General features: G+C 63.4%; 31 protein-coding genes and 1 riboswitch. Of the genes, 15 read left to right on the top strand and 16 right to left on the bottom strand.

Translation table 11 applies throughout. The features are described from left to right. Window positions 1–7 precede the first annotated feature (7 nt). The gene (locus R3P95_RS15910; RefSeq protein WP_317548807.1) at window positions 8–862 is read right to left on the bottom strand and encodes a LysR family transcriptional regulator ArgP; all 855 of its coding nucleotides are present in this window, start codon (window positions 860–862) and stop codon (window positions 8–10) included. Window positions 863–937: 75 nt separating this feature from the next. On the opposite strand from R3P95_RS15910, the gene R3P95_RS15905 reads away from it, so the two are divergent. From R3P95_RS15905 to R3P95_RS15895, 3 genes are all read left to right on the top strand, one after another. After that, window positions 938–1,555 carry a LysE/ArgO family amino acid transporter gene (locus tag R3P95_RS15905; RefSeq protein WP_149407627.1) on the top strand — a complete coding sequence of 206 codons (618 nt, stop codon included), beginning with the start codon at window positions 938–940 and terminating at the stop codon, window positions 1,553–1,555. 87 nt (window positions 1,556–1,642) lie between these two features. After that, a complete protein-coding gene (locus R3P95_RS15900) occupies window positions 1,643–1,996 on the top strand; it encodes a PLD nuclease N-terminal domain-containing protein (RefSeq protein ID WP_149407626.1) in 354 nt (117 codons plus the stop codon). Between the two features lie 4 nt (window positions 1,997–2,000). Further along, complete coding sequence (locus R3P95_RS15895) at window positions 2,001–2,522, top strand: mycothiol transferase (protein ID WP_317548805.1); 522 nt, start codon at window positions 2,001–2,003, stop codon at window positions 2,520–2,522. 4 nt (window positions 2,523–2,526) lie between these two features. Here R3P95_RS15895 and R3P95_RS15890 read toward each other — a convergent pair whose 3' ends face one another. After that, on the bottom strand, window positions 2,527–2,913 hold the full coding sequence (locus tag R3P95_RS15890) for a VOC family protein (RefSeq protein WP_317548804.1): 387 nt from the start codon (window positions 2,911–2,913) through the stop codon (window positions 2,527–2,529). An 18-nt stretch (window positions 2,914–2,931) separates the two neighbouring features. Further along, entirely contained in the window at window positions 2,932–3,309 is a 378-nt protein-coding gene (locus tag R3P95_RS15885; RefSeq protein WP_317548802.1) for a VOC family protein, read from the bottom strand. Between the two features lie 46 nt (window positions 3,310–3,355). Here R3P95_RS15885 and R3P95_RS15880 point away from each other — a divergent pair, with 46 nt between their 5' ends. The 3 genes from R3P95_RS15880 to R3P95_RS15870 all read left to right on the top strand — a co-directional run bounded on the left by R3P95_RS15880 (window position 3,356) and on the right by R3P95_RS15870 (window position 5,594). Next, window positions 3,356–4,180: a helix-turn-helix transcriptional regulator gene (locus R3P95_RS15880; RefSeq protein WP_317548801.1), complete on the top strand. Its 825-nt coding sequence runs from the start codon at window positions 3,356–3,358 to the stop codon at window positions 4,178–4,180. A gap of 116 nt (window positions 4,181–4,296) precedes the next feature. Further along, window positions 4,297–5,367, top strand: coding sequence for a phospho-N-acetylmuramoyl-pentapeptide-transferase (gene mraY / locus R3P95_RS15875; protein WP_317548800.1), 1,071 nt, complete (start codon window positions 4,297–4,299; stop codon window positions 5,365–5,367). 14 nt (window positions 5,368–5,381) lie between these two features. Beyond that, window positions 5,382–5,594, top strand: coding sequence for an oxidoreductase (locus R3P95_RS15870; protein WP_068045421.1), 213 nt, complete (start codon window positions 5,382–5,384; stop codon window positions 5,592–5,594). A gap of 6 nt (window positions 5,595–5,600) precedes the next feature. Here R3P95_RS15870 and R3P95_RS15865 read toward each other — a convergent pair whose 3' ends face one another. Next, window positions 5,601–6,245, bottom strand: coding sequence for a hypothetical protein (locus tag R3P95_RS15865; RefSeq protein WP_149407622.1), 645 nt, complete (start codon window positions 6,243–6,245; stop codon window positions 5,601–5,603). 80 nt (window positions 6,246–6,325) lie between these two features. On the opposite strand from R3P95_RS15865, the gene R3P95_RS15860 reads away from it, so the two are divergent. Further along, window positions 6,326–6,775 carry a MarR family winged helix-turn-helix transcriptional regulator gene (locus R3P95_RS15860; RefSeq protein WP_149407621.1) on the top strand — a complete coding sequence of 150 codons (450 nt, stop codon included), beginning with the start codon at window positions 6,326–6,328 and terminating at the stop codon, window positions 6,773–6,775. Between the two features lie 46 nt (window positions 6,776–6,821). Here R3P95_RS15860 and R3P95_RS15855 read toward each other — a convergent pair whose 3' ends face one another. Next, on the bottom strand, window positions 6,822–7,064 hold the full coding sequence (locus R3P95_RS15855) for a hypothetical protein (RefSeq protein ID WP_149407620.1): 243 nt from the start codon (window positions 7,062–7,064) through the stop codon (window positions 6,822–6,824). After that, the gene (locus R3P95_RS15850; RefSeq protein WP_317548799.1) at window positions 7,057–7,782 is read right to left on the bottom strand and encodes an HAD-IA family hydrolase; all 726 of its coding nucleotides are present in this window, start codon (window positions 7,780–7,782) and stop codon (window positions 7,057–7,059) included. The genes R3P95_RS15855 and R3P95_RS15850 overlap by 8 nt, the downstream gene beginning before the upstream one ends. 252 nt (window positions 7,783–8,034) lie before the next feature. Here R3P95_RS15850 and R3P95_RS15845 point away from each other — a divergent pair, with 252 nt between their 5' ends. Next, a complete protein-coding gene (locus R3P95_RS15845; RefSeq protein WP_317548798.1) occupies window positions 8,035–8,409 on the top strand; it encodes a cupin domain-containing protein in 375 nt (124 codons plus the stop codon). Beyond that, window positions 8,406–8,870, top strand: coding sequence for a GNAT family N-acetyltransferase (locus tag R3P95_RS15840; protein WP_317548797.1), 465 nt, complete (start codon window positions 8,406–8,408; stop codon window positions 8,868–8,870). The genes R3P95_RS15845 and R3P95_RS15840 overlap by 4 nt, the downstream gene beginning before the upstream one ends. Window positions 8,871–8,877: 7 nt before the next feature. Here the strand turns inward: R3P95_RS15840 and R3P95_RS15835 are convergent, their stop codons facing one another. Beyond that, the gene (locus R3P95_RS15835) at window positions 8,878–9,141 is read right to left on the bottom strand and encodes an aldo/keto reductase (protein WP_317548796.1); all 264 of its coding nucleotides are present in this window, start codon (window positions 9,139–9,141) and stop codon (window positions 8,878–8,880) included. Next, a complete protein-coding gene (locus R3P95_RS15830) occupies window positions 9,128–9,310 on the bottom strand; it encodes a hypothetical protein (RefSeq protein WP_317548795.1) in 183 nt (60 codons plus the stop codon). Before R3P95_RS15830 ends, R3P95_RS15835 begins: the two co-directional genes overlap by 14 nt. Window positions 9,311–9,413: 103 nt before the next feature. On the opposite strand from R3P95_RS15830, the gene R3P95_RS15825 reads away from it, so the two are divergent. Then, window positions 9,414–10,283, top strand: a complete 870-nt coding sequence (locus R3P95_RS15825) for an AraC family transcriptional regulator (RefSeq protein ID WP_317548794.1) — start codon at window positions 9,414–9,416, stop codon at window positions 10,281–10,283. A gap of 106 nt (window positions 10,284–10,389) precedes the next feature. Here R3P95_RS15825 and R3P95_RS15820 read toward each other — a convergent pair whose 3' ends face one another. The 3 genes from R3P95_RS15820 to R3P95_RS15810 form a co-directional block, all read right to left on the bottom strand. Continuing rightward, on the bottom strand, window positions 10,390–10,821 hold the full coding sequence (locus R3P95_RS15820) for a PPOX class F420-dependent oxidoreductase (protein WP_149407613.1): 432 nt from the start codon (window positions 10,819–10,821) through the stop codon (window positions 10,390–10,392). Window positions 10,822–10,903: 82 nt separating this feature from the next. Continuing rightward, the gene (locus R3P95_RS15815) at window positions 10,904–11,323 is read right to left on the bottom strand and encodes a tetratricopeptide repeat protein (RefSeq protein WP_317549069.1); all 420 of its coding nucleotides are present in this window, start codon (window positions 11,321–11,323) and stop codon (window positions 10,904–10,906) included. 204 nt (window positions 11,324–11,527) lie between these two features. Beyond that, window positions 11,528–11,896 (bottom strand): VOC family protein, encoded by a 369-nt coding sequence (locus R3P95_RS15810; RefSeq protein ID WP_149407611.1) that lies wholly within the window; start codon window positions 11,894–11,896, stop codon window positions 11,528–11,530. Window positions 11,897–11,956: 60 nt separating this feature from the next. Here R3P95_RS15810 and R3P95_RS15805 point away from each other — a divergent pair, with 60 nt between their 5' ends. Continuing rightward, window positions 11,957–12,427 carry a nuclear transport factor 2 family protein gene (locus R3P95_RS15805; protein WP_143536544.1) on the top strand — a complete coding sequence of 157 codons (471 nt, stop codon included), beginning with the start codon at window positions 11,957–11,959 and terminating at the stop codon, window positions 12,425–12,427. A 79-nt stretch (window positions 12,428–12,506) separates the two neighbouring features. Here R3P95_RS15805 and R3P95_RS15800 read toward each other — a convergent pair whose 3' ends face one another. The 4 genes from R3P95_RS15800 to R3P95_RS15785 all read right to left on the bottom strand — a co-directional run bounded on the left by R3P95_RS15800 (window position 12,507) and on the right by R3P95_RS15785 (window position 16,719). Next, window positions 12,507–13,295: an ABC transporter ATP-binding protein gene (locus R3P95_RS15800; RefSeq protein ID WP_149407610.1), complete on the bottom strand. Its 789-nt coding sequence runs from the start codon at window positions 13,293–13,295 to the stop codon at window positions 12,507–12,509. Next, window positions 13,292–14,317: a FecCD family ABC transporter permease gene (locus R3P95_RS15795; protein ID WP_317548793.1), complete on the bottom strand. Its 1,026-nt coding sequence runs from the start codon at window positions 14,315–14,317 to the stop codon at window positions 13,292–13,294. Before R3P95_RS15795 ends, R3P95_RS15800 begins: the two co-directional genes overlap by 4 nt. Beyond that, the gene (locus R3P95_RS15790) at window positions 14,314–15,342 is read right to left on the bottom strand and encodes an ABC transporter substrate-binding protein (RefSeq protein WP_317548791.1); all 1,029 of its coding nucleotides are present in this window, start codon (window positions 15,340–15,342) and stop codon (window positions 14,314–14,316) included. Before R3P95_RS15790 ends, R3P95_RS15795 begins: the two co-directional genes overlap by 4 nt. Window positions 15,343–15,361: 19 nt before the next feature. Beyond that, a riboswitch (cobalamin riboswitch) is annotated at window positions 15,362–15,476 on the bottom strand. A gap of 43 nt (window positions 15,477–15,519) precedes the next feature. Then, window positions 15,520–16,719: an MFS transporter gene (locus tag R3P95_RS15785; protein ID WP_317548790.1), complete on the bottom strand. Its 1,200-nt coding sequence runs from the start codon at window positions 16,717–16,719 to the stop codon at window positions 15,520–15,522. A 47-nt stretch (window positions 16,720–16,766) separates the two neighbouring features. Here R3P95_RS15785 and R3P95_RS15780 point away from each other — a divergent pair, with 47 nt between their 5' ends. The 4 genes from R3P95_RS15780 (at window position 16,767) to R3P95_RS15765 (ending at window position 20,428) form a co-directional block, all read left to right on the top strand. Beyond that, window positions 16,767–17,831 carry a LacI family DNA-binding transcriptional regulator gene (locus R3P95_RS15780; RefSeq protein WP_317548789.1) on the top strand — a complete coding sequence of 355 codons (1,065 nt, stop codon included), beginning with the start codon at window positions 16,767–16,769 and terminating at the stop codon, window positions 17,829–17,831. 93 nt (window positions 17,832–17,924) lie between these two features. After that, window positions 17,925–19,292, top strand: coding sequence for a putative bifunctional diguanylate cyclase/phosphodiesterase (locus tag R3P95_RS15775; protein ID WP_317548788.1), 1,368 nt, complete (start codon window positions 17,925–17,927; stop codon window positions 19,290–19,292). A gap of 15 nt (window positions 19,293–19,307) precedes the next feature. Next, window positions 19,308–19,727: a TIGR03668 family PPOX class F420-dependent oxidoreductase gene (locus tag R3P95_RS15770; RefSeq protein ID WP_317548787.1), complete on the top strand. Its 420-nt coding sequence runs from the start codon at window positions 19,308–19,310 to the stop codon at window positions 19,725–19,727. A gap of 173 nt (window positions 19,728–19,900) precedes the next feature. Next, complete coding sequence (locus tag R3P95_RS15765) at window positions 19,901–20,428, top strand: GNAT family N-acetyltransferase (protein ID WP_317548786.1); 528 nt, start codon at window positions 19,901–19,903, stop codon at window positions 20,426–20,428. On the opposite strand, the gene R3P95_RS15760 is transcribed toward R3P95_RS15765, so the two are convergent. Beyond that, window positions 20,410–21,393, bottom strand: a complete 984-nt coding sequence (locus tag R3P95_RS15760) for a hypothetical protein (RefSeq protein WP_149407605.1) — start codon at window positions 21,391–21,393, stop codon at window positions 20,410–20,412. The genes R3P95_RS15765 and R3P95_RS15760 overlap by 19 nt on opposite strands. Window positions 21,394–21,618: the final 225 nt, after the last annotated feature.

Genomic DNA, 21,618 nt, shown 5'->3' with positions numbered 1-21,618 from the left:
GCTCGAGCTACAGCAGCATTCGCACGGCGCCAGCTGCCACGGCGTCGGCCGCTCGCTGAAGTGCGACAGACGACAGCGACCACTGCTGCCAGTACAGCAGCACGTCGTCGATCCCGTTGTCGTCGAAGCACTTCAGCGAGTCACGGGCCTGCAGATCAGGGATCATGCCCCAGCCGAAGCCGAGGTCGACAGCTCGCGCATAGTCGGAAGAAGCCGGCACCAGGTGACGCGGCGGCTCGTGTGGGTCGACACCGAAGCGCTGTAAGTAATTGTCCTGCAATCGGTCGTCTGCATCGAAGACGACCACCGGAGCACAGCGCAAAGCCTCCGCCGTCACTCCAGCAGCGAACCACCGATCGATGAACTCCGGCGTGGCCGACGGCCGGTAGCGCATCGCACCGAGGCGTCGAACGGTGCAGCCACGAACCGGATCGGCCACGGAGGTTATTGCAGCGGAGACGATCCCGTCGTGCAGCAACTGCGCGGTCCGGTCCTGGTCCTGCCGATGCAGATCGAAGGTGGTGTTGCGCGCCAGTGGTGCGAGCGCGGGCAGCACCCAGGTCGCCAACGAATCCGCATTGACGGCAAGCGAAATGGGCGCAGCGACGCCGTCGTCACTCAGTTCTGCCCGAGTCTGCTCGGTGAGAGTGTCGATCTGACGCGCCAGACGAAGCACCGCGACACCCGACTGGGTTGCCACCACCGGCTTGCTGCGTTGAACCAGAGTCCGACCGAGCGATTGCTCCAGCGACTTGATGCGCTGACTCACCGCCGACGGGGTCACGTACAGCGCGCGAGCAGCGGCCTCGAACGTTCCACCGTCGACCACGGCCCGCAAGGCTCTGAGCTGCTCGATCTCCATAATATGAAGCTACGCTGATCATTACTGAAATACATTCGCTGGACCTAATCATGACCGGCTTCTAGCGTTGCCGTCATGACCTCGCTCGCCGCCGCACAATCGACCCTCACCGGATTGGGCGTCGGACTCTCCCTCATCGTCGCCATCGGAGCGCAGAACGCGTTCGTGCTGCGTAAGGGCCTGCAGCGCGCCCATGTACTGCCGGTGGTGGCAGTGTGCGCACTGTCCGATGCGGTTCTGATCCTGGCCGGGGTGGCAGGAATCGGCATTCTCGTCGACCGGTTTCCTGTCGCTCTGCGCGTCGTGACCGTCCTCGGTGCACTGTTTCTGCTCGTCTACGGCCTGATGGCACTGAACCGTGCTCGGACGCCGTCCACCATGACCGCGGATGCGCACGGAGGCGGTTCGCTGATCGCCGCCGTGGCCACGTGCCTGGCTCTGACCTGGCTCAATCCTCACGTCTACCTCGACACCGTGGTGTTCCTGGGGTCCATCGGAAACCGTCAGCCCGGTGAACTGCGATGGTGGTTCGCCGCCGGCGCGATGCTGGGCAGCGTGCTGTGGTTCACCGCGCTCGGCTACGGATCGCGGGTGCTCAGTCCATTGTTCGCGAGGCCGTCGGCGTGGCGAGTACTCGACCTCGGCATCGGCATCATGATGCTGACCCTCGCAGCACTGCTGGTGCTCGGCTGAACCTGGATACTTGATCCGCAGTACAACGAGTGATCTGATAGTCGCGAAAGACCGACCGCGCGGTCTGACAAACCTGGAGGATTTCCCGTGCCGTACCTCGGCCTGCTGATCATGCTGCTGTCCATCTTCTGCTTGATCGATGTCATCACCGCCGACGATTCCGGCATCCGCCACCTTCCGAAAATGGTGTGGCTGCTGCTCGTCATCGTTCTGCCGCTCGCCGGATCGATCGCGTGGCTCGTCGTCGGCCGGCCCGAGAACGGCGGCATCTGGGGTGGCAGCGGCGCACCACGCACCTCGTCGGCCTACCCCGAGTACGACGCCAAACCCGGACGCGCCGTTGCCCAATCGCAGGAGAGCGACGAGGAATTCCTCCGCCGTTGCCGCGCCCGGGCCGAGGAGCAGCGCCGCATCGCCCGCGAGCAGCGCAGAAACGACTGAGACCATGGCGAAGCTGACGACGTTTCCCGAGCCGAACTCCGCCCTTTCCGATCCCGCCGAGTTGTTTCGCGAGTACCTGGCGTTCTATCGCAGGGAGCTCGTTCGACGCATCACTTCGCTGAGCGACGATGCACTGACCAGCACGGCCGTTCCATCCGAGTGGACTCCGCTGCAGATGCTGACCCATCTGGTGCACATGGAGCAGCGGTGGTTCGTCTGGGGATTTCTCGGCCGCGCAGTCGACGCGCCCTGGGGAGACGCGAAGGACGGCTCCTGGCACGTACCGGAAGATGTGGACGCCGAAGCACTGCTGAGCAGGCTCGACGACGGTGCCCGCCTCACCGACGAGATACTGAACTCACACCGAATGGACGAACTGGCCACTCTCGGTGGGCGATTCAGCGACGAGCAGCCGACGCTGATCTGGATCTGCTTCCACGTACTCCAGGAATACGCCCGCCATCTCGGTCATCTCGACGTCGCTGTCGAACTGGCCGGCGGGCCGACCGGCGAAGCCGAGAACTGACGCCTCAGACGTTCGCGTACAGATCGACGGTGGTGCCGTCGGGATCGTGTACGACGGCATAACGCTGTCCCCAGAACGCATCCCACGGCTGCAGATGACCGGTGTACCCGGCTTTCGTCACCGCAGCCCACGCCGCGTCCACCCCGTCGGGCGTCCCACAGTCGAACGCGAGCGCTACGCGATGGCCCCCGCTTGGCGGCATCCACGTCGGATCGAACGAGGTGATGGTCGACGGTAGATCGAACAGCAGGCGAACTCCGCCGAGGTCGACTTCCACGTGCTGCTCACCGTCGGCCTCGGCCGGAATATTCAGCCCGAGAACGCGGTAGAACGCCAGCGCCGACGCCATGTCGGCAACGATGATTTCGATTCCTGCCAGGCGCGGTTTCACAACGCAAAGAGTAGTCCGTCAGCCCCAGTTCGCGGCATTCGTCAGACAGAACGGATGCCCGGCCGGGTCCAGGAGTACGCGCCAGGTCTCACCGGGCTGGTTCTCGGGCAGCGTCGCGCCCAATTCCACGGCAGCCGTCGCCGCGGCGTTTAGATCGTCGACAGCAAGATCGAAATGAAACTGCTTGCTGCCGTTCGCATTCGGCCACGGCGGCGGTCGATAATCGTCGACGCGGCCGAATCCGAGCGCACTGCTCGGGCCCTGCAGCATCGCGTACTCCTGCTCCGCATGCACGACGTTCCAGCCCAGAAGCGACGACCAGAATGACGCGCTGGCCCGAGGGTCGGTGCAGTCCAGGGTGACCATCTTCAGCGTGGCCAGGGGTGTCTCGGTCATGGTGTTCCTCCTTCTCGTGTCGGACCAGACTCCTACACTGACGCGCGTGCCGGATAGGAAAAACGCGACAGCCACCCGGTCCGGCGTCCTGCGGCCCGATCAGCTGGCGCAGCATGTCGACCTCGTACGGCTACCGTGTTCGGAGTCGTTGGAACCGTGGGTCGAGAACTACTGGCAGCTGCGGTGGGAACTGCCGCCCGGCACAACGCATCACAGCTCGACGCTCCCGCACCCGGCCTGCACGTTGAGCGTCGAACACGGTCGGACCCGCGAGGGCGTTGTCGAGCCGGTGGTCGTGACCGGGGTCCTCACGCGCCGCTTCGACGTCGTCCTCGCCGAGTCCGGGTGGGTCTTCGGCGTCAAGTTCCGGCCCGGCGGCTACGCGAGTTTCACCGGAACCGTGGCGAAAACCCTGCGCGACGTCCCGGTAGCGCCACCGACCCCGTTCCGGTCCGAGACCGTCGCTGCACTGGCCGAGCTGGATGGGCATTTCGATGCCGACCACTGCCGAACCGTCGTCGACGCGGTTCTCACGCCCTACGCCCGTGACGTCGAGCCGGAGTACGAGGTGGTCTTGGACGTCATTGCGACCATGCTCGGAGATCGGGCGCTGATTCGCGTCGCGCAGGTGGAACAGCGGTGTGGCGTCGGCACTCGTCGACTGCAGCGGCTGTTCGAGCGTTATGTCGGCGCGACGCCCAAGTGGGTACTCGGGCGGTATCGGATTCACGACGCCCTCAGCGAGCTCGACAACGGCTACTCGGGTCCGCTGGCAGACTTGGCCGCGCGGTACGGGTGGTTCGACCAGGCTCACTTCACTCGGGAGTTCACCGAATTGGTCGGAATGCCGCCGAGCGCATACCAACGGTGAGTAACGCCTTCGTCACGCAATGCGACTTTTGCCGATTCGTTTGGCACAGTATTCGCGGTGCCCGATAAGCATCGTGGTGGGGAACAGCAGCACAGAGGAAGAGTGGGCTTCAACGCATGATCAACATTCTCGTCGCCGGTGGAATCGCGTTGGCGGTCTCGATTCTGTTGACTCCATTTCTCATCGCACTGTTCACCCGGCAGGGCTTCGGCCAGGAGATCCGCGTCGAAGGTCCGGCAAGTCACCACGCCAAGCGCGGAACGCCGACGATGGGCGGCGTCGCTATCATCGTCGGTTTGTGGGCCGGTTACCTGGGCTCGCACCTCGTCGCAATGGGCGGTGACGGGCCCTCGGCGTCGGCGCTGTTGATTCTCGGTCTCGCGACGGCACTCGGCGTCGTCGGATTCCTCGACGACTACATCAAGCTCCGCATGAAACGAAGCCTCGGACTCAAGGCGACCGGCAAGTACGTCGGGCAGATCAGTGCAGCGGTGATCTTCGCGGTACTGGCGCTGCAGTTCCGCAATGGGAACGGGCTGACTCCGGGCAACGTCGAGCTGTCGCTGGTACGCCAATCCACGTTCTTCACCATGGCCCCGATCGTCTTCGTCCTGTTCTGTGTCTTCCTCGTCGTCGCGTGGTCCAACGCGGTCAATCTCACCGACGGGCTCGACGGTTTGGCGGCGGGGTCGATGACGCTCGTTCTCGGCGCGTACACGGTGATGACGTTCTGGCAGTACCGGCAGTCCTGCGCGACCAATTCGGTCGCTGGGTGCTATGAGGTACGCGATCCGCTCGACCTCGCCGTCGTCTGCGCTGCGGCCGCGGGTGCCTGCATCGGATTCCTCTGGTGGAACGCGGCTCCGGCCAAGATCTTCATGGGCGACACCGGCTCACTCGCCCTCGGCGGACTCCTCGCCGGCCTGTCGATCGTGAGCAAGACCGAACTGATCGCCCTCGTCTTCGGAGCGCTGTTCGTCGCCGAGAGTGCCTCCGTCGTCATCCAGGTCGCGTCGTTCAAGAGCACCGGCAAGCGGCCGTTCCGAATGGCCCCGATCCACCACCACTTCGAACTGGCCGGCTGGGCCGAGACGACGGTCATCATCCGACTGTGGCTGTTCGCGGCCATCGCGTCGGCGCTGGGACTCGGATTGTTCTACAGCGAATTCCTCGCAGCCGTCGGCTGACCTACGATTCTGGGATGACTGAAGAACTGTCGCCTGTTGCCAAGGTCGACGCTCTCGCCGCCGAACTCGAACAACTCGATGCTCGACGCGTCGCAATCGGGGTCGAGCTCGTCAACCTTCAATTCGGCCTCGACGGAGACGCCAAGATCCGTGCGACCGAGGTCTTTCACAGCGACTACCTGGGACGACTGTTCACCTTGGTCGACGAACTGCGCACCGACGAATAGGGCTCGCTACACAGCGTCCTGATCCGAACGCGACACCACGGTCAGGCGAAAATCTCTGAGTGACAGCGTGAGTGCCGCCAACGCTGCAATCGCTACTCCACCGATCGGAAACACCAGCCACGGATTGCCGATGGTGGGAGTGAAGGTCGATGTGACAAGGTCGTCGCCGAGATACGGCACATACACTGCGTCGGTCACATACGTTTCGGCCATGTAGGTGTCCGTCGCTGTCCAGCCGAAGTCAGCTGCAGGAGGCGAGTTGATCTCGATACTCCACGGATGCTCCCACGACCAATCCCACGCGGCTTCGGCTGGTTGCGGTGGCCAGTGCGTCCAGGCGAGTGCACTGCCCGCTCCCAGAGCCGCACCCACGACGATCAACAACACGAACAGGTGTACGCGGCTGTACTGCCGATCCTGAACGATGCGCAGACCCGAATCGACGAGGAACGAGGCAGCCACGAGACCGATTGCTACTCCTGCTGCGACGAGATAGAGCGTCACGGGAAACCAACTCGGGCGGGCGTGGGTCACGCCGAGTTCCTGCGCATCGGCTACGGCGACATGCCAGACGACCGCTGCCGCAGCGCCTATCGACGCGCCGACGGCGGCCAGCACTGCGACGAGCGCTTTACCGGATGGCCTGTCCACGATCGGGACTCTACTCATGGCCTGTCCGGTCCATTCGAGTACTTGACCTGAAGCTTTGTCGAGGTTCTATCGTCGCTTTCATGAACACACTGAGACCCATGCAGCCACCCGAACTTCAGCCCATCGGATTCTGGACCGCACGCGCCGGCGACGCCATTCGAAATCGGATCCGCGCAGCACTGGCCGAAGTCGGTGTCAGCCAACCTGAATGGTGGCTCCTGCACCAGATCTCACTGCACCCCACGGGGGCCGATCGCGCCGAGACCGTCGAGAAGATCGGGCACAACGACACGCCGGAAGCAATCGTCGAGGCCATCGCGTCTGCACGTGACAAGGGTTGGATCATCGAATCGAATTTGCGCCTGACGTTCACCCCGAAAGGTGAAGCACAATTTCGGCGAGCCGCAGACGTTCAACAGATGCTGCAGGACGAACGCATGCAGGGAATCGGACAGGACGAGTACGTCACCACCATTCGAGTGCTGCAGCGAACAATCCAGAACGTCGGAGGTGACGCCTGGCATTGGTGACGACACCGGTCAGGGACGAATGCCGTTCGCCTACAACAGCCTCCGGTCAGCGCATCCGTCGCACTCTTGAAATCACAATGCCGACAACCAATCCGAGTACCGCGCCCAGAACAGGCAACCCGACGACGAGGGTGGCCAACTGCCCAGGCATACCCAGGAACTCCGAGTACTGCGAATCACCGCCGACGAATGCGTAATTGACTCGACGCGGCGCGCCGTCCCGCAGGACGATACCGATCGACGCGATCAGTCCTAGTGAGAAGCCGACGAAGGTAGAGACCTTACGCATCCGAGCGAGCCTCGCGGGCCGCTGCTGCGAAAGCGGCCATACTCGGGAACTTCATGTCGACACTGTGTTCCCCGGATGGCTCAGGCGTTGCTCCCCATCCGGGGCGATCGTGCCGCCGATCGATCCACACCGACGGGATGCCGTGGCGCTTGGCAGGCACGTGATCGTGGAACAGACTCTGCGCGACGTGGAGCAGTCGTGATCGTGGGACACCCAGCGTCTCGAGAACTCCGTCGAGCGCGTCGAAGTGATTGTCCGCCGGCTTGTAGGCCTTGACGTCCTCGGCGGTGACGATGGCGTCGAACTGCACGCCGAGGCGGCGGTTGCTCCCTGCGAAGCCGTCGCGATGCACATTGGACAGGATGACGAGCTTGTAGCTCTCGCCGAGGGACGACAACGCGTCGGCCGAGTCCTCGAATGCCGGCCAGTCCGGAACGGAACCCCCGAGCCTGTCCGCCCACTCGGTCGAGACAGGGATTCCCAGCATGTCACCGGTCCGCACGAAAGCGTCGGCAAGGATCCGGGGGTACAGAGCAGCGGGTGAATCACGCTGTGCCTGAGATTCGTTGATGCCGTAGGCCGCAAGCAGCTCGTCGTCGGACAACGGCGAACCGGCTTCCTGTGCCCATGGCCTGAGCACCTCGAGGATGCCGGTTTCCCAATCGATCAGCGTTCCGTAGCAATCGAAGCTCAACACGTCGTAGTCGGCGAGATTCATGTGGCCGGGCCTCCTTGCGAAATTCGATGGCGGCCGATTCTTCGTGCCGATACCGTCTGCAGGTCATGAGCATCGTACTGCCCGTCATCTGCACTCGCCTGTCCGGCTGTCGATGCGGACGCTGACCGACCGGGAAGCAAATCTACTGCGCGACAGAGTCTATCGGGCTGTTCACATCGTTCCTGTATCCGAGCTGATCGACGGTAGAGTTCATCGCGACAGTCGATCGGCTGACGATGAAAGGCAGAACCCATGAATATGGGCAGGGACGACGAGGTGCGCAACGTCGCCGAAGCGCTGAACACGATCGAGAAGCCCTGGCAGCCTCACCGACTGGCCAGCATCAACGATTACGACGTCAAGGTGGTGAAGCTGCTCGGCGAATTCGTCTGGCACACACACCCCGACACCGACGAGATGTTCTTCGTCCACAGCGGAGAACTCATTATCCAGCTTCGCGGCCGCGACGTCGTTCTCGGTCCCGGTGACGTTTTTGTGGTCCCAGCGGGCGTCGAACACTGCCCCAAAGCCGTGGAAGAAGTCTCTGCACTTCTGTTCGAGCGATCAGGCACTGTCAACACCGGCGATGCGGGCGGGGACCTGACCTCGCAGATCCGAGAGTTGTGACGCGGATTCTGTTGCGGCCCGCCGTGGGATCCGACGCCGACTTCCTGTTCTCTATGGCATCGAATCCCGACGTCGTTCGATGGGTCGGGGACGGAAAGCCCTGGAGTAGAGGGTATTTCGATAGCCGTTTCTCGCGCGCCCTGAGCGCGAAGGACGCCCGAACGCCGGACGTACAGAGATGGTTTATCGGCACGAACGATGATCGGCACCCCGTCGGTCTGCTCAGCCTGATTCGACGGTCCGACCACTTCGAGGTCGGGTACTGGGTGGATCCGGACCAGTGGGGTCGTGGCTACGCAGGCGAACTGATCGCTCTTGCGCAGGATCATACGGATGGTCTCCCGATGGCAGCGCAGGTTCGCCGGGCGAACAGCGCCTCGCGTCGGGTGCTCGAGCGCGCCGGGTTCACACTGGTCGACGACGGTGATCCCATGACCTTCCGGTCTCCTCGGAGGCAGTGATTTCGGGTCACCAGGTCCTGATGGGACGGTGCCTCACCGTGGTACGGCCGGTCGTGACGCCGCGCACCATGGGTCGCATCAGGAACTCGTGCGGGAACCCGAGGTCGACAGCGCTGGCTGCGTGCAGAGTGTCGAGTTGGTATTCGTCGAAGGTGACGTCGAGGGCAGAGATGTTCTGCTGCAGCTGTTCCGGAGTCCGTGCGCCGATCAACGAGCTGACGACGGACGGATGCCGAAGCGTCCACGCCAACGCCACCTCAGCAGGAGTCACGTCGAGTCGGCGAGCGACTCCGACAACCGTGTCCGCGATCGCGAGCCCCCGCGAGGTCCGCCGCGGTGTACTTGCCGGTCAGCACTCCGCCGCCCAGCGGTGCCCAGGGAATGACGCGTCTGCGATCGATGAACTCGACCGCCTGCGCTCTCGCCAACGGCACCGGCACCTTCGCACCATCTGAATCCGACCTTTCGCGGCACGGGAAGTCGAGACTCCGGTGATGCAGTGCTCCTATCGTTTGGGACAGAACGAAGAAGGGTCACCGGCACATGCTCGAACGATGGAACGCGGCACTCGACCACATCGAGAACAATCTCGACCGCGAGATCGATGCGGGGGAGCTCGCTCGCATCACGTTGACATCCGAATACCACTTCAGACGCGTGTTCTCGGCACTGGCTGGATTGCCTCTGTCGCACTACATCCGGCAACGCCGCATGACATTGGCAGCAGCAGACATTCTCGACGGCAGAGGGGTGCTCGACGTCGCGACCAAATACGGCTACACGGCAGACGCATTCACCCGCGCCTTCCGAGACCTGCACGGCATCACGCCATCTCAGGCCCGCCGACCCGGAGCAGTCCTTCGTTCCAGACAAGCCGTGACATTTCACCTGACCATCGAAGGACGGAGCACCATGCGATACCGCATCACCGAACTGCCGGCATTTCACATCGTCGGCAAATCCACCCGAATCCCGCTGCGGTTCCGCGGCGAGAACACCGCAATGACCGAATTCCACCGTAGCCTCGCCCCTGGAACCGGGGAAAAACTACTCGAACTGGCAGACTTGCCCGAGCTTCCTGACATCCTCTTCGTCAGCGACGGCTTCGAGCCCGAACGCGAAGACGGCAGTCTCTTCGACTACTACTTCGCCGCGGCGAGCACTATGGCTGGAACATCCGACTGGGACACCCTCGCAGTGTCCGCATCGACCTGGGCGGTGTTCGAGACGAGCAGCGACACCGCACTCGCCCCCGCACTCCAACAACTCTGGGCCGACGCCTTCAGCGAATGGTTCCCCTCCAACCCCTACGAAACAATCCCGGGACCGGAAATCCTGACCGTCAAGGAAGCCTCCCCCGACTGGACATCGGGAGCGGGAGAACTCTGGATTCCAGTCCAACGAAGTCGATAGCCGTTCTCACTCCTCCCCTCCCGTGGCGGCCCACCGTGTTCACTCGATGTGACATTCAGTGACCTTTTCGGGGGTCAATGTCACATCGAGTGGACTGGATCAGGTGTCAGGCGATCGATTGGCCGTAGACGTGTGTCACCGAGATGGTCACCAGTACTCGTCGGTCGGCGACCATGACAGTTCGGTATTCGTTCCAATCGGGGTGCTCGCCGGCGGCGGCGCGGAAGTAGTCCACCAGGGCATCGACTTCGGGGCTCTCGGCTGACGTTCCCGGGCCGGTGAGGGTGACGGTTCCTTCCGCTGTCGCCCATGCTGTGCCGTCGGCGCTGGTCACTTCGAGCGCGGCGCGAGGGTCTCTGCGTAGATTCGTCGTCTTTGCTCGACCTTCGGTGACCGAGATCGCGATGGTGCCGGCTGCCCGATCGTAGAACGGCGTCACCGGTGACAGCTGCGGAATTCCGCTGGCTTTGATGGTGGCGAGCACGCCGATTCTGCTCTGTTCGAGAAGCGCATGTGGATCGTAGGTGGTTCCGGTCATGGAGTCCCCTTCGGTCGTCGAAACAAGCGTGCATGAACTTCACCGTAGAACGCCGTCGACGACGCGGTTGTTCCGTCCGACCTCACGGTTGTCTGTCGTCGAACAGTTCCGCCGCGTACGCCCCGATCGCTCGACGGTATCTGCCCAGCGCCGGGTCTGCGGCACGCAGTGCGTTCCGCAGAGCCTGTGCACCGTCGCCCTTGTCCCAAAGTGCGAGTGCCACGAATGCATCTCTCACAGAGAAGTATTCGGTTGAGAACTCGAACTCCTCCAGCACTCGCAAGGCGTCGTCTTGTCGACCCACGTTGCGGAGCGAACTCGCCAGTTGAATCCGAGCCTGGTTCTCCCTGTCGATATCGAGCCCGTGGGACAACGATGCCTCGTACAGCGGAACGGCCGCGGACTCTTCGCCCAAGAAGTCTTGCAGCGAAGCTTGCTCGAACAGTGCACGGCCATCAGAACACGGTGCAGCGGCGAGCAATTGACCGATCTGGATTCGCATACGAACGGGGTCTGTATCGTCCGCGTTGCGCCAGAATTCGGCCATTCGATCTTCCCAACTCAGCATGGAATCGATCGTCCACGATGCTGCGGCCTGCCGCCAGCGCTGTCTCCCTAGGCAGTTGCGTTGTCTTCGTGACACGAGACATGTAGATCAGAAAAGGGACGAGGCCGGTTCCCCCGACGCAGCGACCACACTCGACAACTATTGAGCTGCTACGAATTCGATCCGATTGCCCACGCCGTCGCGGGTATGGAACCGTCGTCGGCCCGGGATCTCCTCAGGGTCGGCCCAATTCACTGGATAGCCGGCAGATGTCAACGCCGCAGCAGTCGCATCGACATCGACGACGAAGGCCGGGTGCGCCTTCAGCGCCGGGCGAAAGTCGTCCTCGATGCCGACATGGACTTCGCCATCGGGACCGCCCACTCCCGGCACGCGAAACCAACAGCCGCCGCGGACCGCCAACAGCGGCGGCTTCGCGATCTCCTGCCAGCCCAGAGCACCCGAGTAGAACTCCCGCTCGCGGTCTTCGCCGCCCGCCGGACATGCGACCTGCACGTGGTGGATCATCGAACGAACCTACCGCCATCTCGATTGACACGCCGGTGAACGGTAGGCAAACGTATGGGCATGCAACTGAGATTTCTGGCCGGCATCTCGACGGCCTTCGCATTCAAGCTCCTGCTGATGCGGGCGCTGACACTCAAGCTGCAGCGAGACATCGAAGCACTGAACAACGGCAACTACCGCCCGCTCCTGTCGTCCTTTCATCGAGACGCAGTGCTCAAGTTCGCCGATGGAGACAGCCGCTGGTCGGGCACACACCGCGGCCGCCCGGCCATCGAAAAATTCTTCCAGGACTTCGTCGCTGCCGGAATCAAAGGCCAGATCACCGAAATCTACAGCGGCGGCGCACCGTGGCGTATGACCCTGCTCGCCCGCTTCGACGACCAGGCCCACGCAGCCGACGGCACCCAGATCTACAACAACCGCACAGTGCTGCTGGTCCGCACGAGCTGGGGAAAAATCATCTCCCAAGAAGACTTCTTCGAGGACACCACACGCCTCGACGCATTCGAGAAGAAACTGCGGCAACTCTAGATTTGCCCGGCATTCGGCTCGGTGCACCACTTCCGCCGGTACTCAATGTGACATCCAGTGGCCTTTTCGGGGGTCAATGTCACATCGAGTGGACTCCAGGGGCGGAAGGGGTGGGGCGGCGATAGGTCACTTGTGGATAGTTGTCGGTATTCGTGACGCTGGCGTGCACGTTGTATACCGTGCGCACCAGGTGTTCGGTGATCACTTCGTTCGGGGTTCCCGATGCCACGATGGCGCCGTTGTTCAGGACGATGATGCGGTTGCAGAACATCGCGGCGAGGTTGAGGTCGTGGAGGGCGATGTAGCTGCTCAGGGGTAGGCCTGCGACGAGGGTGAGGATGTCGAGTTGGTGTTGGATGTCGAGGTGATTGGTCGGCTCGTCGAGCAGTAGTTCGGTGGGTTGTTGGGCGAGTGCGCGGGCGATCTGGACTCGTTGGCGTTCGCCGCCGGAGAGGGTGTGCCATCGTCGGGTGGCTTTCGATGCCATGGCGGTGTCGGTGAGTGCTCGTGCGATGGCGGCGTCGTCGTCGGATGCGTCGCCGCCGAGGATGCCGTGATGTGGGATGCGGCCTAAGCGGACGACGTCGCGGACGCTGATGTCGACGTCGGTGTCGGAGTGTTGGTCGACCATTGCCACGCGTCTGGCGATGCGGCGTCGACGCAGTGTTCGGAGGTTGTCTCCGTCGAGCAGCACGTCACCGCTGTCGGGGGCGACGATGCCGGCGAGAATGCGCAGCAGTGAGGACTTGCCCGAGCCGTTGGGGCCGATCAGTCCGATGGTCTCGCCGGGTTCCGGCGCGAAGCTGATCCCGTCGAGAATTGGATGCCCACCGCGGGTCCATCGAAGGTCTTTGGCGTGCAGTGTCATCGGGACCTCCGTAGCCGGAAGAGAATGAGCGCGAAGGCCGGAACGCCGATCAGAGCAGTGACCACTCCGACGGGAATCTCCTGTGGCGCGAACACCGTTCGGGCGATCGTGTCGACCCAGACCATGAAGATTGCGCCGATCACCACCGTCGTCGGGAGCAGTCTTCGGTGGCGCGCTCCCACGAGGAAACGGGCGGCATGCGGAAGCACGAGTCCCACGAATCCGACGGCTCCAGCGGCACTGACAAGGGCCGCCGTGATCAGTGCGGTGATGACCAGCAACAGGATTCGCACCCACTTCACGGGAACGCCCAGAGATGCGGCCGCGTCGTGCCCGAAAGTGAAGGCATCGAGTGCGGAGGTGTTGAACAGGCACACCACCATTCCAAACAGTGCTACAGCACCGCACAGTGCCACGTCTGTCCAGTCGGCACCGCTCAGCGAGCCGAGCAGCCAAAACAGCACTCCCCTCGTTTGTTCGGCATCGGCCGAGGATATGACGATGAACGACGTCAGAGCCGAGAACAGTTGTGTACCGGCCACTCCCGCGAGTACGACGCGGTCGTTGCCGCCGCCCGCACCTGCGGCGAGCAGCATCACCAGGATGAAAGACAACAGCGCTCCGGCGAACGCCCCGGTGGACAGCGACAGTGCGCCGCCGCCTACGCCGAGCACTGCGACGACGACGGCACCGGTGGACGCGCCCGACGAGATACCCAGCACGAACGGGTCGGCCAACGGGTTGCGCAACAGCGACTGCATGATGGCACCGCACAGCGCGAGGCCTGCGCCGCAGATGGCCGCGAGCAATGTTCGGGGCAACCTCAACTGCCAGACGATACCGTCCTCGATACGACTCACTTTGGCCGCGCCGATCCCGATGTGCCCCAGTATCACTCGATACACATCGGATACCGACACGCTGGCGGGGCCGATCGTCACGGCCACGCCGATCGAGAGCACCAACACCACGAGGCCACCGAGCAGAAGCGGGATCAGCAATCCGCGATCTGTCCGGCTCATGGGGTGGTCGATCCCCAGTTCTGCAGAGCCGCCGCAACTTTCTCGATCCCGTCGATCGTGCGGATCGACGGGTTGAGGTCGGCACCGTTGACGACGATGTACCGCTTGTCCTCGACGGCGGTGAGCCGACTGGTGACTGAATTCGATTCCAGGAAGGCGATCTTGCTGTCGAGAGCATCACCGGCGATGCTCCGCCGGCTCAGGTCGGCGAGCACGAGCGCGGTGGGATCGCGATCGAGGACACTCTCCCAATTGACCTGTGGCCATTCGTCGGTGGTGTCGGCGTAGATGTTCTGGGCACCGACGGATTCGGTGATGATTCCCGACGACCCACAGCATCCGGCCATGTACGGGGTATCGGTGTCGGCGAACCAGTACGCCAACGTCACACCCGAGGCGTCGACGGCTCCTGATGCTTTCGCGAAGCGATCCTGCAGCTCGCCGACAAAGCGTTCGCCGCGATCACGCACGTCGAAGATGGCTGCGAGGTCGCGAATCTCCTGGTAGACGGTCTCGATCTCGAGCGGAGCCGTACGCGCGCCGTCGGAGTTGACACTGTCGTCGGTCTTGCCGTTGCAGTCGGTGGGAGAGAGGTAGCTCGGCACACCGAGCTGCTCGAACTGGTCCCTGTCGGCTACTCCTCCGGGCCCGAGAGTCCCGCCGAACGACGCGGACACGAAGTCGGGCTCGGCGTCGAGCACCACCTCGAGCGAGGGTTTGTTGTCCGCCAACCTTGGCACCTTCGCGTTCTCGGATTCGAGGTTTGCGCGGACGGGGTCGGTCCAGGTGGCGGTGCCGACCATCCGGTCGGCGAGGCCGAGCGAAAGAAGAATTTCCGTCGAACCCTGATTCAACGACACCGCACGCTGAGGCGGGGCGTCGACGACGACGTCGCGGCCGCAATTGTCGATCGTCAGCGGATAGTTTCCGGTGGTCGGGGTGGCCGCGTCGGTTGTCGCAGTGGACGAACAACCGGCGAGGACGAGGATCGAGACAGCGCCTAGGACGGAGAGAGTGGTACGCATCGTGAAGAGCTTCCTGCTGAGGGCTCGTGTCGCGGAGCCGCGGATGGAGGTGAATCACGACGTCCGAGCATTCGGACTTCGAGCTCTCACCCGTCACCGTTGCGCGCCAGCTCCGGAATTGCACCGGATTCCCTCGTTCGTCGCATGCTGACCCTATCGTGCGGGGGACCTCGACGGTCAGCGTGTCGCTGCGGCCACCGGCTCCTGGACGTAACTGCGCGGAAAGGTGTTGCGTGCCAACACGACTACGACCATCGCGGCGGCGACGAGCACCGTCGCAGCAGCCGTGACGGCCACGATGCCGCTGAGGTCGATCACCACACCGCCCACCAGGGCTCCCGTGGCGATCGCCAACTGGAAGGCAACGACATAGATCGCCGACGCCTTGTCCGCATCGGCCGGCGCCGCTCTGACCACTGCCGATTGGATGCACACCGGGAGGGTGGTGAATGCCAGTCCCCACAAGGCGATAGCACCGACGGCGAACACGGCCAAGCTGCCCGGCGCTCCGATCACGGTGCACCAGAGAACTGCAACCGCAGCGGTCACTGCGCCCAGGGCGGCGATGGTCGAGTACCGAGGCCACCGGTCGTAGGTTCTGCCGATCACCCAGATTCCGATCACTCCGAACAGCCCGTACAACATCAACATCAGAGTCAGAGTGGTGCCGGCCGACCCGATGGCACGGTCGACGATCACCGAGAAATAGGTGTACGCGGCGAAATGACCGAGAACGGCCAGAAACGTCACTCCACACAGAACGACCAGGGTGCCGTCGAGCACCCGCGGTGTCTTTTTCGTCTCCGAAGCCGTCCGGGTGACCGGTAGTGCCGGGAGGACGAAGTAGAGCGCAACCGCGATTGCTGCGGCGACCACGCCGAGAATCGTTGCAGCCGTGCGCCATCCGAACCATTGGCCGAGGGCAGCAGTGAGCGGGTTGCCGGCAACCAGTGCCAGCGAGGTACCGGCGTACACCGTGGCGATGGCTTTGCCCTGCTTACCCGGTAGCGCAAGCGAGGCCGCAACCGGCGCGACGACAGCCCAGAAGACGCCATGCGTTGCCGCGCAGAGCATTCGGGAGATCACCAGCATCGGATATCCGACCGATACCGCCGAGAGGAGCTGCGAGAGTGCCAGTGCGGCAACGGTGATGACGACGAGACGCCGTCGGGGCCACTCCCGCACGAACCGGATCAGCGGCATCGTCATCACGGCAACGCCGTACGCGTAGAAGGTCAGCAGGAGCCCCACGGCGGATTCGCCGACACCGAGGTCGCCGGAGATCTCGGGGAGCAACCCCACGGGCAGTGTTTCCGCAGTGACGTAGATGAATGCGGCTGCGGCGAGCACCAGCAGTTTCGGTAGCGGCGACGACATGCTGTGTATCGTTACACACAGTCGGTACAGCGCGCTACAGTGGGCCGGTGAACACTCGGGTGACCATGGCTGACGTCGCAGCGTCCGCGGGCGTGTCCACCATGAGCGTCTCGTACACCTACAACCGACCGAGCCGGGTATCGGCGGCCACACGCGATCGGGTGTACGAGGCAGCCGCCACCCTCGGATACGCCGGCCCCAACCGCACCGCGCGGTCGCTGCGTAGTGGCCGGCACAACAGCATCGGCGTCGTCCTCGGCGAGAAGCTCACCTATGCATTCGAGGATCCCCAGGCTCGACGCTTTCTGTCCGGTATCGCCGAAGCATGCCTGGACGCCGACACCGCGCTGGTCATGCTGCCGAACCTGCACCGCGACACCGACAACGCACGCATCCGAGACGCACAGGTCGACGGGTACGTCGTGTGGACCACCGAGATCGACGACCCCCTGCTCGACGTGCTCGTCGACACCGGCAGGCCGACGTGCATCCAGGGCGGGCCCGACCATCCCGGCCTGAACTGGATCACCATCGACGACCGAGCGGCAGCCGAGACCATTGCCACCGTCGCGTTGAACAGCCGATCTCGCCCTGCCATCGTCGCTCTCCGGCCCGATACCCGACGCAAATCGACGATCGTGTGTGGCGCGGACGCGTCGGACATCTCGATGCCGGTGACCCGAGCCCGTCTCGAAGGCTATCGGGACGCCTGTGTGCAGCTCGGACTCGACTGGTCGACGGTTCCGACACTGTTCACCACCGACAACGCCCGCGCAGAAGGTGACCGAGGAGCGCGACTGTTGTTGCAGGACAATGCCATCGACACATTGCTCGTGATGAGCGACGAACTTGCCCTCGGAGTGCTCGACGCAGCGGCCGCATCCGGAATCGACGTTCCGGAGCAATTGGCCGTCACCGGATGGGACGACTCCCCCGCCGCAGCCGCCGCCGGATTGACCACCGTCGCGCAGTCGCTGTTCGATCAGGGTCGGTCGGCGGCCCGGTGGGTTCTCGGACTCAGCGACACCGTGGACGACGCGATCTGGAGCATCGAAAGACGATTGTCGACAGGACGCGCAAATGGCCGACAAACCAAGGAGAGCATGATCTAATTGCTCCATAAAAGGGGATGTTCCCTGTTTATAGCGTTGAACCAGACTCTTGGGCTAGTATCGCTCGTGGCTATCCGGCCATGAGGGGGAACAATGAGCCGAGAGCACGACGCGCCGCCCCGTCATGTCGCCGCCGTGTCCGGGACAGCCGCCCAGCGCGACGCGTTGACCGGACTCCCTAACCGCGACGAGATTCTTGCCCTCATCACCGCCGAGCTCGAAGGACGCACCCCGGGTCGCCAGTTCAGTGTCCTGCTGGTCGACATCGACGGATTCCGAGAATTCAACGACGCCCTCGGCCCCGCGCAGGGCGACGACCTGCTGTGCATGATCGCCGATCGCCTCCTTGCCTCCACCCGCCCCGGCGACACCATCGGCCGACTCACCGGCGACGAATTCGTCGTCATCGCCCGAGGCTCCCACTCCATAGCCGCGCGCGCCCTGGCCGCCGGTTTCGCGAGCATCTTCGAGCCCGCCTTCGAGCTCGGCGACCGCCAACTCACCCTCACAGCCAGCGTCGGAGTCGCTTCCAGCACCGACACCGACATCAGCGCCACCCAACTGGTTCACAACGCCGCCGCAGCAATGCATGCCGCCAAGGCCGTCGGACGCAACGAACACCACGTCTTCACCGACGAGCTGCACCACACCAACCGCACCCGACTCGAACTCATCGAACGACTGCGCGGCATCGCCATGGTCGAGCGCGAACTGACGATGGTCTACCAACCCATCGTCGAACTCACGACAGGAGCGGTCGTCGGAGTCGAAGCACTCATCCGATGGAACCACCCCGAACTCGGTCTACTGATGCCCGACACCTTCATCCCCCTCGCCGAGGACGCCGACCTCATCGTCCCACTGAGCATGTGGATTCTCGCCGAGGTCGCGCACACCATCGCCGACTGGCAGACCCGCAACATCCACCTCCAAGTGGGTGTCAACATCAGCCCAGCCCACTTCGCCACCGGAAGCCTCGCCACCGACGTCATCGACATCGTCGACACGTACGGCATCCAACCCGGCCGGCTCGCCCTCGAACTCTCCGAATCACAGACACTGCACGACCTCGACGCCGTCCACTACCAACTGCGCGACGTCCAACGCCACGGCGTCCTCATCGCCATCGACGACTTCGGCTCAGGCTTCTCCTCCCTCGAACGACTCGCCACCCTCCCCGTCGACACCCTCAAGATCGACAAATCGCTGACCCAACACCTCGACAGCGACAACCTGCACCGACGCCGCGCCATGACCACACTCTGCACAGCCCTCGTCGACGTCACCACCACCCTCGGCAAAGACACCGTCATCGAGGGAATCGAGACACCGGAACAACTCCAGGTCTGCACCGACATGGGCGTAACCTTCGGCCAAGGACACCTACTCGGACGCCCCATGTCCGTTGCGGCACTCGAACAATTCATCACCCGACACAGCACCCACAGCGAATCCGCATAACCCGAGGAACCGAACGTGAAGATCGACAACGAAGTCCAACGCTTCACCGACGCACCCCGAGCCCAACTCTCCACCATCAACCCCGACGGCACACCACACCTGGTACCGATCGTCTTCGCCGTCGCCCCCACCGGCGACCGCATCTACACCGCCATCGACTGGAAACCCAAAACAACCCGAAAACTCCAGCGACTCGACAACATCCGCGCCGACCCCGCCGTCAGCCTCATCGTCGACCACTACACCGACGACTGGTCCCAACTCTGGTGGATCCGCGCCGACGGAAGCGCCCATATCGCCGAAACCTCCAGCGCCGAAGGCACATCGGCCACCGACGCCCTGGTCGCGAAATACAGTCAATACAAAAACAACAGACCCGAGGGTCCAGTCATCATCATCGACAGACTGTCCTGGCGATCCTGGTCGGCTTCCTGACCCCGCCCCCTGCCCCCCTTTGACCACTCAATGTGACATTCGGTGGCCTTTTCGCCCGTCAATGGCACATCGAGTGGACTGCGGGCGGGTGACAGTGCAATGAAATTCGATGGCCAGTCGGATGCATTGTTGACACACTGCTGACCATGCACGACGCGCCTTCCCAACGGATTGTGACCGATCGCCTCGTCATTCGTCGCGAGGAAGCCGACGATGCCTGTGCTGTTGCCGACGTGATCGGCCGCAATCTCGTTCACCTTTCGCCCTGGATGGGGTGGGCGACGGCCGAAGCTGCACGAACGTCGGCGCAACTCGCTCGTATCGCCGACGCCGTCGAGCAGTGGGATGCCGGGAAGATGTTCGACTACGGAATCTTCGACCTCGAAGGCGGCGCGTTTCTGGGCAAGATCGGGATGCATCGCCGAATCGGCCCGCACGGAATCGAATTGGGTTACTGGCTCGACGCCCGGGCCGAGGGACGTGGGGTGATCAGCGAGGCCGTCGCGGCGCTCATGCGGGAGGCTTTGAGGCTGGACGGAATCATCCGAGTTGAAATTCATTGTGATGCAGCGAATTTCAAAAGTCAGGCCGTGCCCAGACGGCTTGGCTTCGTTCTGGACAGGATCGAGGATCAACCGATCGCCGCTGCGTCCGAGACCGGCGAGCACATGGTCTGGGTGTATCAGCCCGACCGGCGATAAGTCTGATCCGCTCGTGGTCGGACCGTGACGTTCGGGCGCGGTCGAGCCTTGGCCTGCTCGTAGCGCGCCCGAAGGTCGGCCAATACGCGTTCCGGATCATCCCGAATATCACTCGGCAGATGTGTCACCACGATGAGGCCGGCATTCTGCGCTCGTTCACGACGCGCCACCGTCGCCTTGTGTGCCGCAGGCGAGAGGTGGTGCTCCAGCGAATCGATCTCCCAATCCAATGCCACGTCGTCGAGCCAATTGTCAGCGATCAACAGGAACTTTCCCCGCTCGTCGTGGACGACCACGTTGTGCTGCATCGGCGGAAGTCCACTGCGCGCGTACAGCTTCTGGGCCTGGGCTTCGGCAACGGAATGCGCGCCGGCTGCCAACTCCCGCAACACCCGTCGTGGCATCGCCGTTCCTCGTGTACTACCGGCGTCGAGCTCCTTCATGATCGCATCCACGGTGGCCGCGCCTCGCTGCACGACATTGGCAATCAGCGCCATGCACTGCTCGGCATTCTTCATTCGCCGAACCGCATCGCACAAGCACCGAACGATCGGCGCAACGCGGAGTCCCGACTTCATCTCCGCCGTCGGCATTCGCCACGTTCGCTCCACCACCGCGAAGCTCACGGACTTCCGATGTTGCGGCTCGGGAATCAGGGCGAAAGTCTCCTCCAACGAGCCCGACGTGCCCAGTCCATGCAACGCCAACCCTGCCCGACCGCTGATGACAGCATCTTTGCCGCAGTAAATTGCCACCGCGGTGGCGCGCTCCATCGGCGTCAGCGAGCGATTCTTCAAGAACACCAACCCAGGTAGTGCCCGTGACCAGCTGCCGTCCGGCTGGGTGCGTCGAACAATTGTCTTCGACGCCACCCCGAGCTCGAGGAGATGCGCTGTCCTCATGAAACCGCGATCGGACGCAGCCGCAATCACCTTCGCATCGATTCGTGCTCCACCCCGCTTCATGCCCTTGATGATGCACAATCCAGGCACCCCGAATCCGACACGACGATGGGAAACACATCGCCCTGTGGATAACTCACGCCCTGTGGACAAACTCCGCCCAGGAGCACCTCACCGAGATCGAATGGACTCGGCAAGCCGCTGCCCGCACTGGGACTGTCTGAATAACGGTTGATCCGGTCCTTGGTTCGACACGCCGAGCTCAGCTTGGTGGGAAGGATCGACGAT

The organism is Rhodococcus cercidiphylli (assembly GCF_033042225.1).
Lineage (GTDB): Bacteria > Actinomycetota > Actinomycetes > Mycobacteriales > Mycobacteriaceae > Rhodococcoides.
The sequence above is the reverse complement of the archived record's forward strand: the minus strand, read 5'-3'. Positions and strand labels throughout refer to the sequence as shown.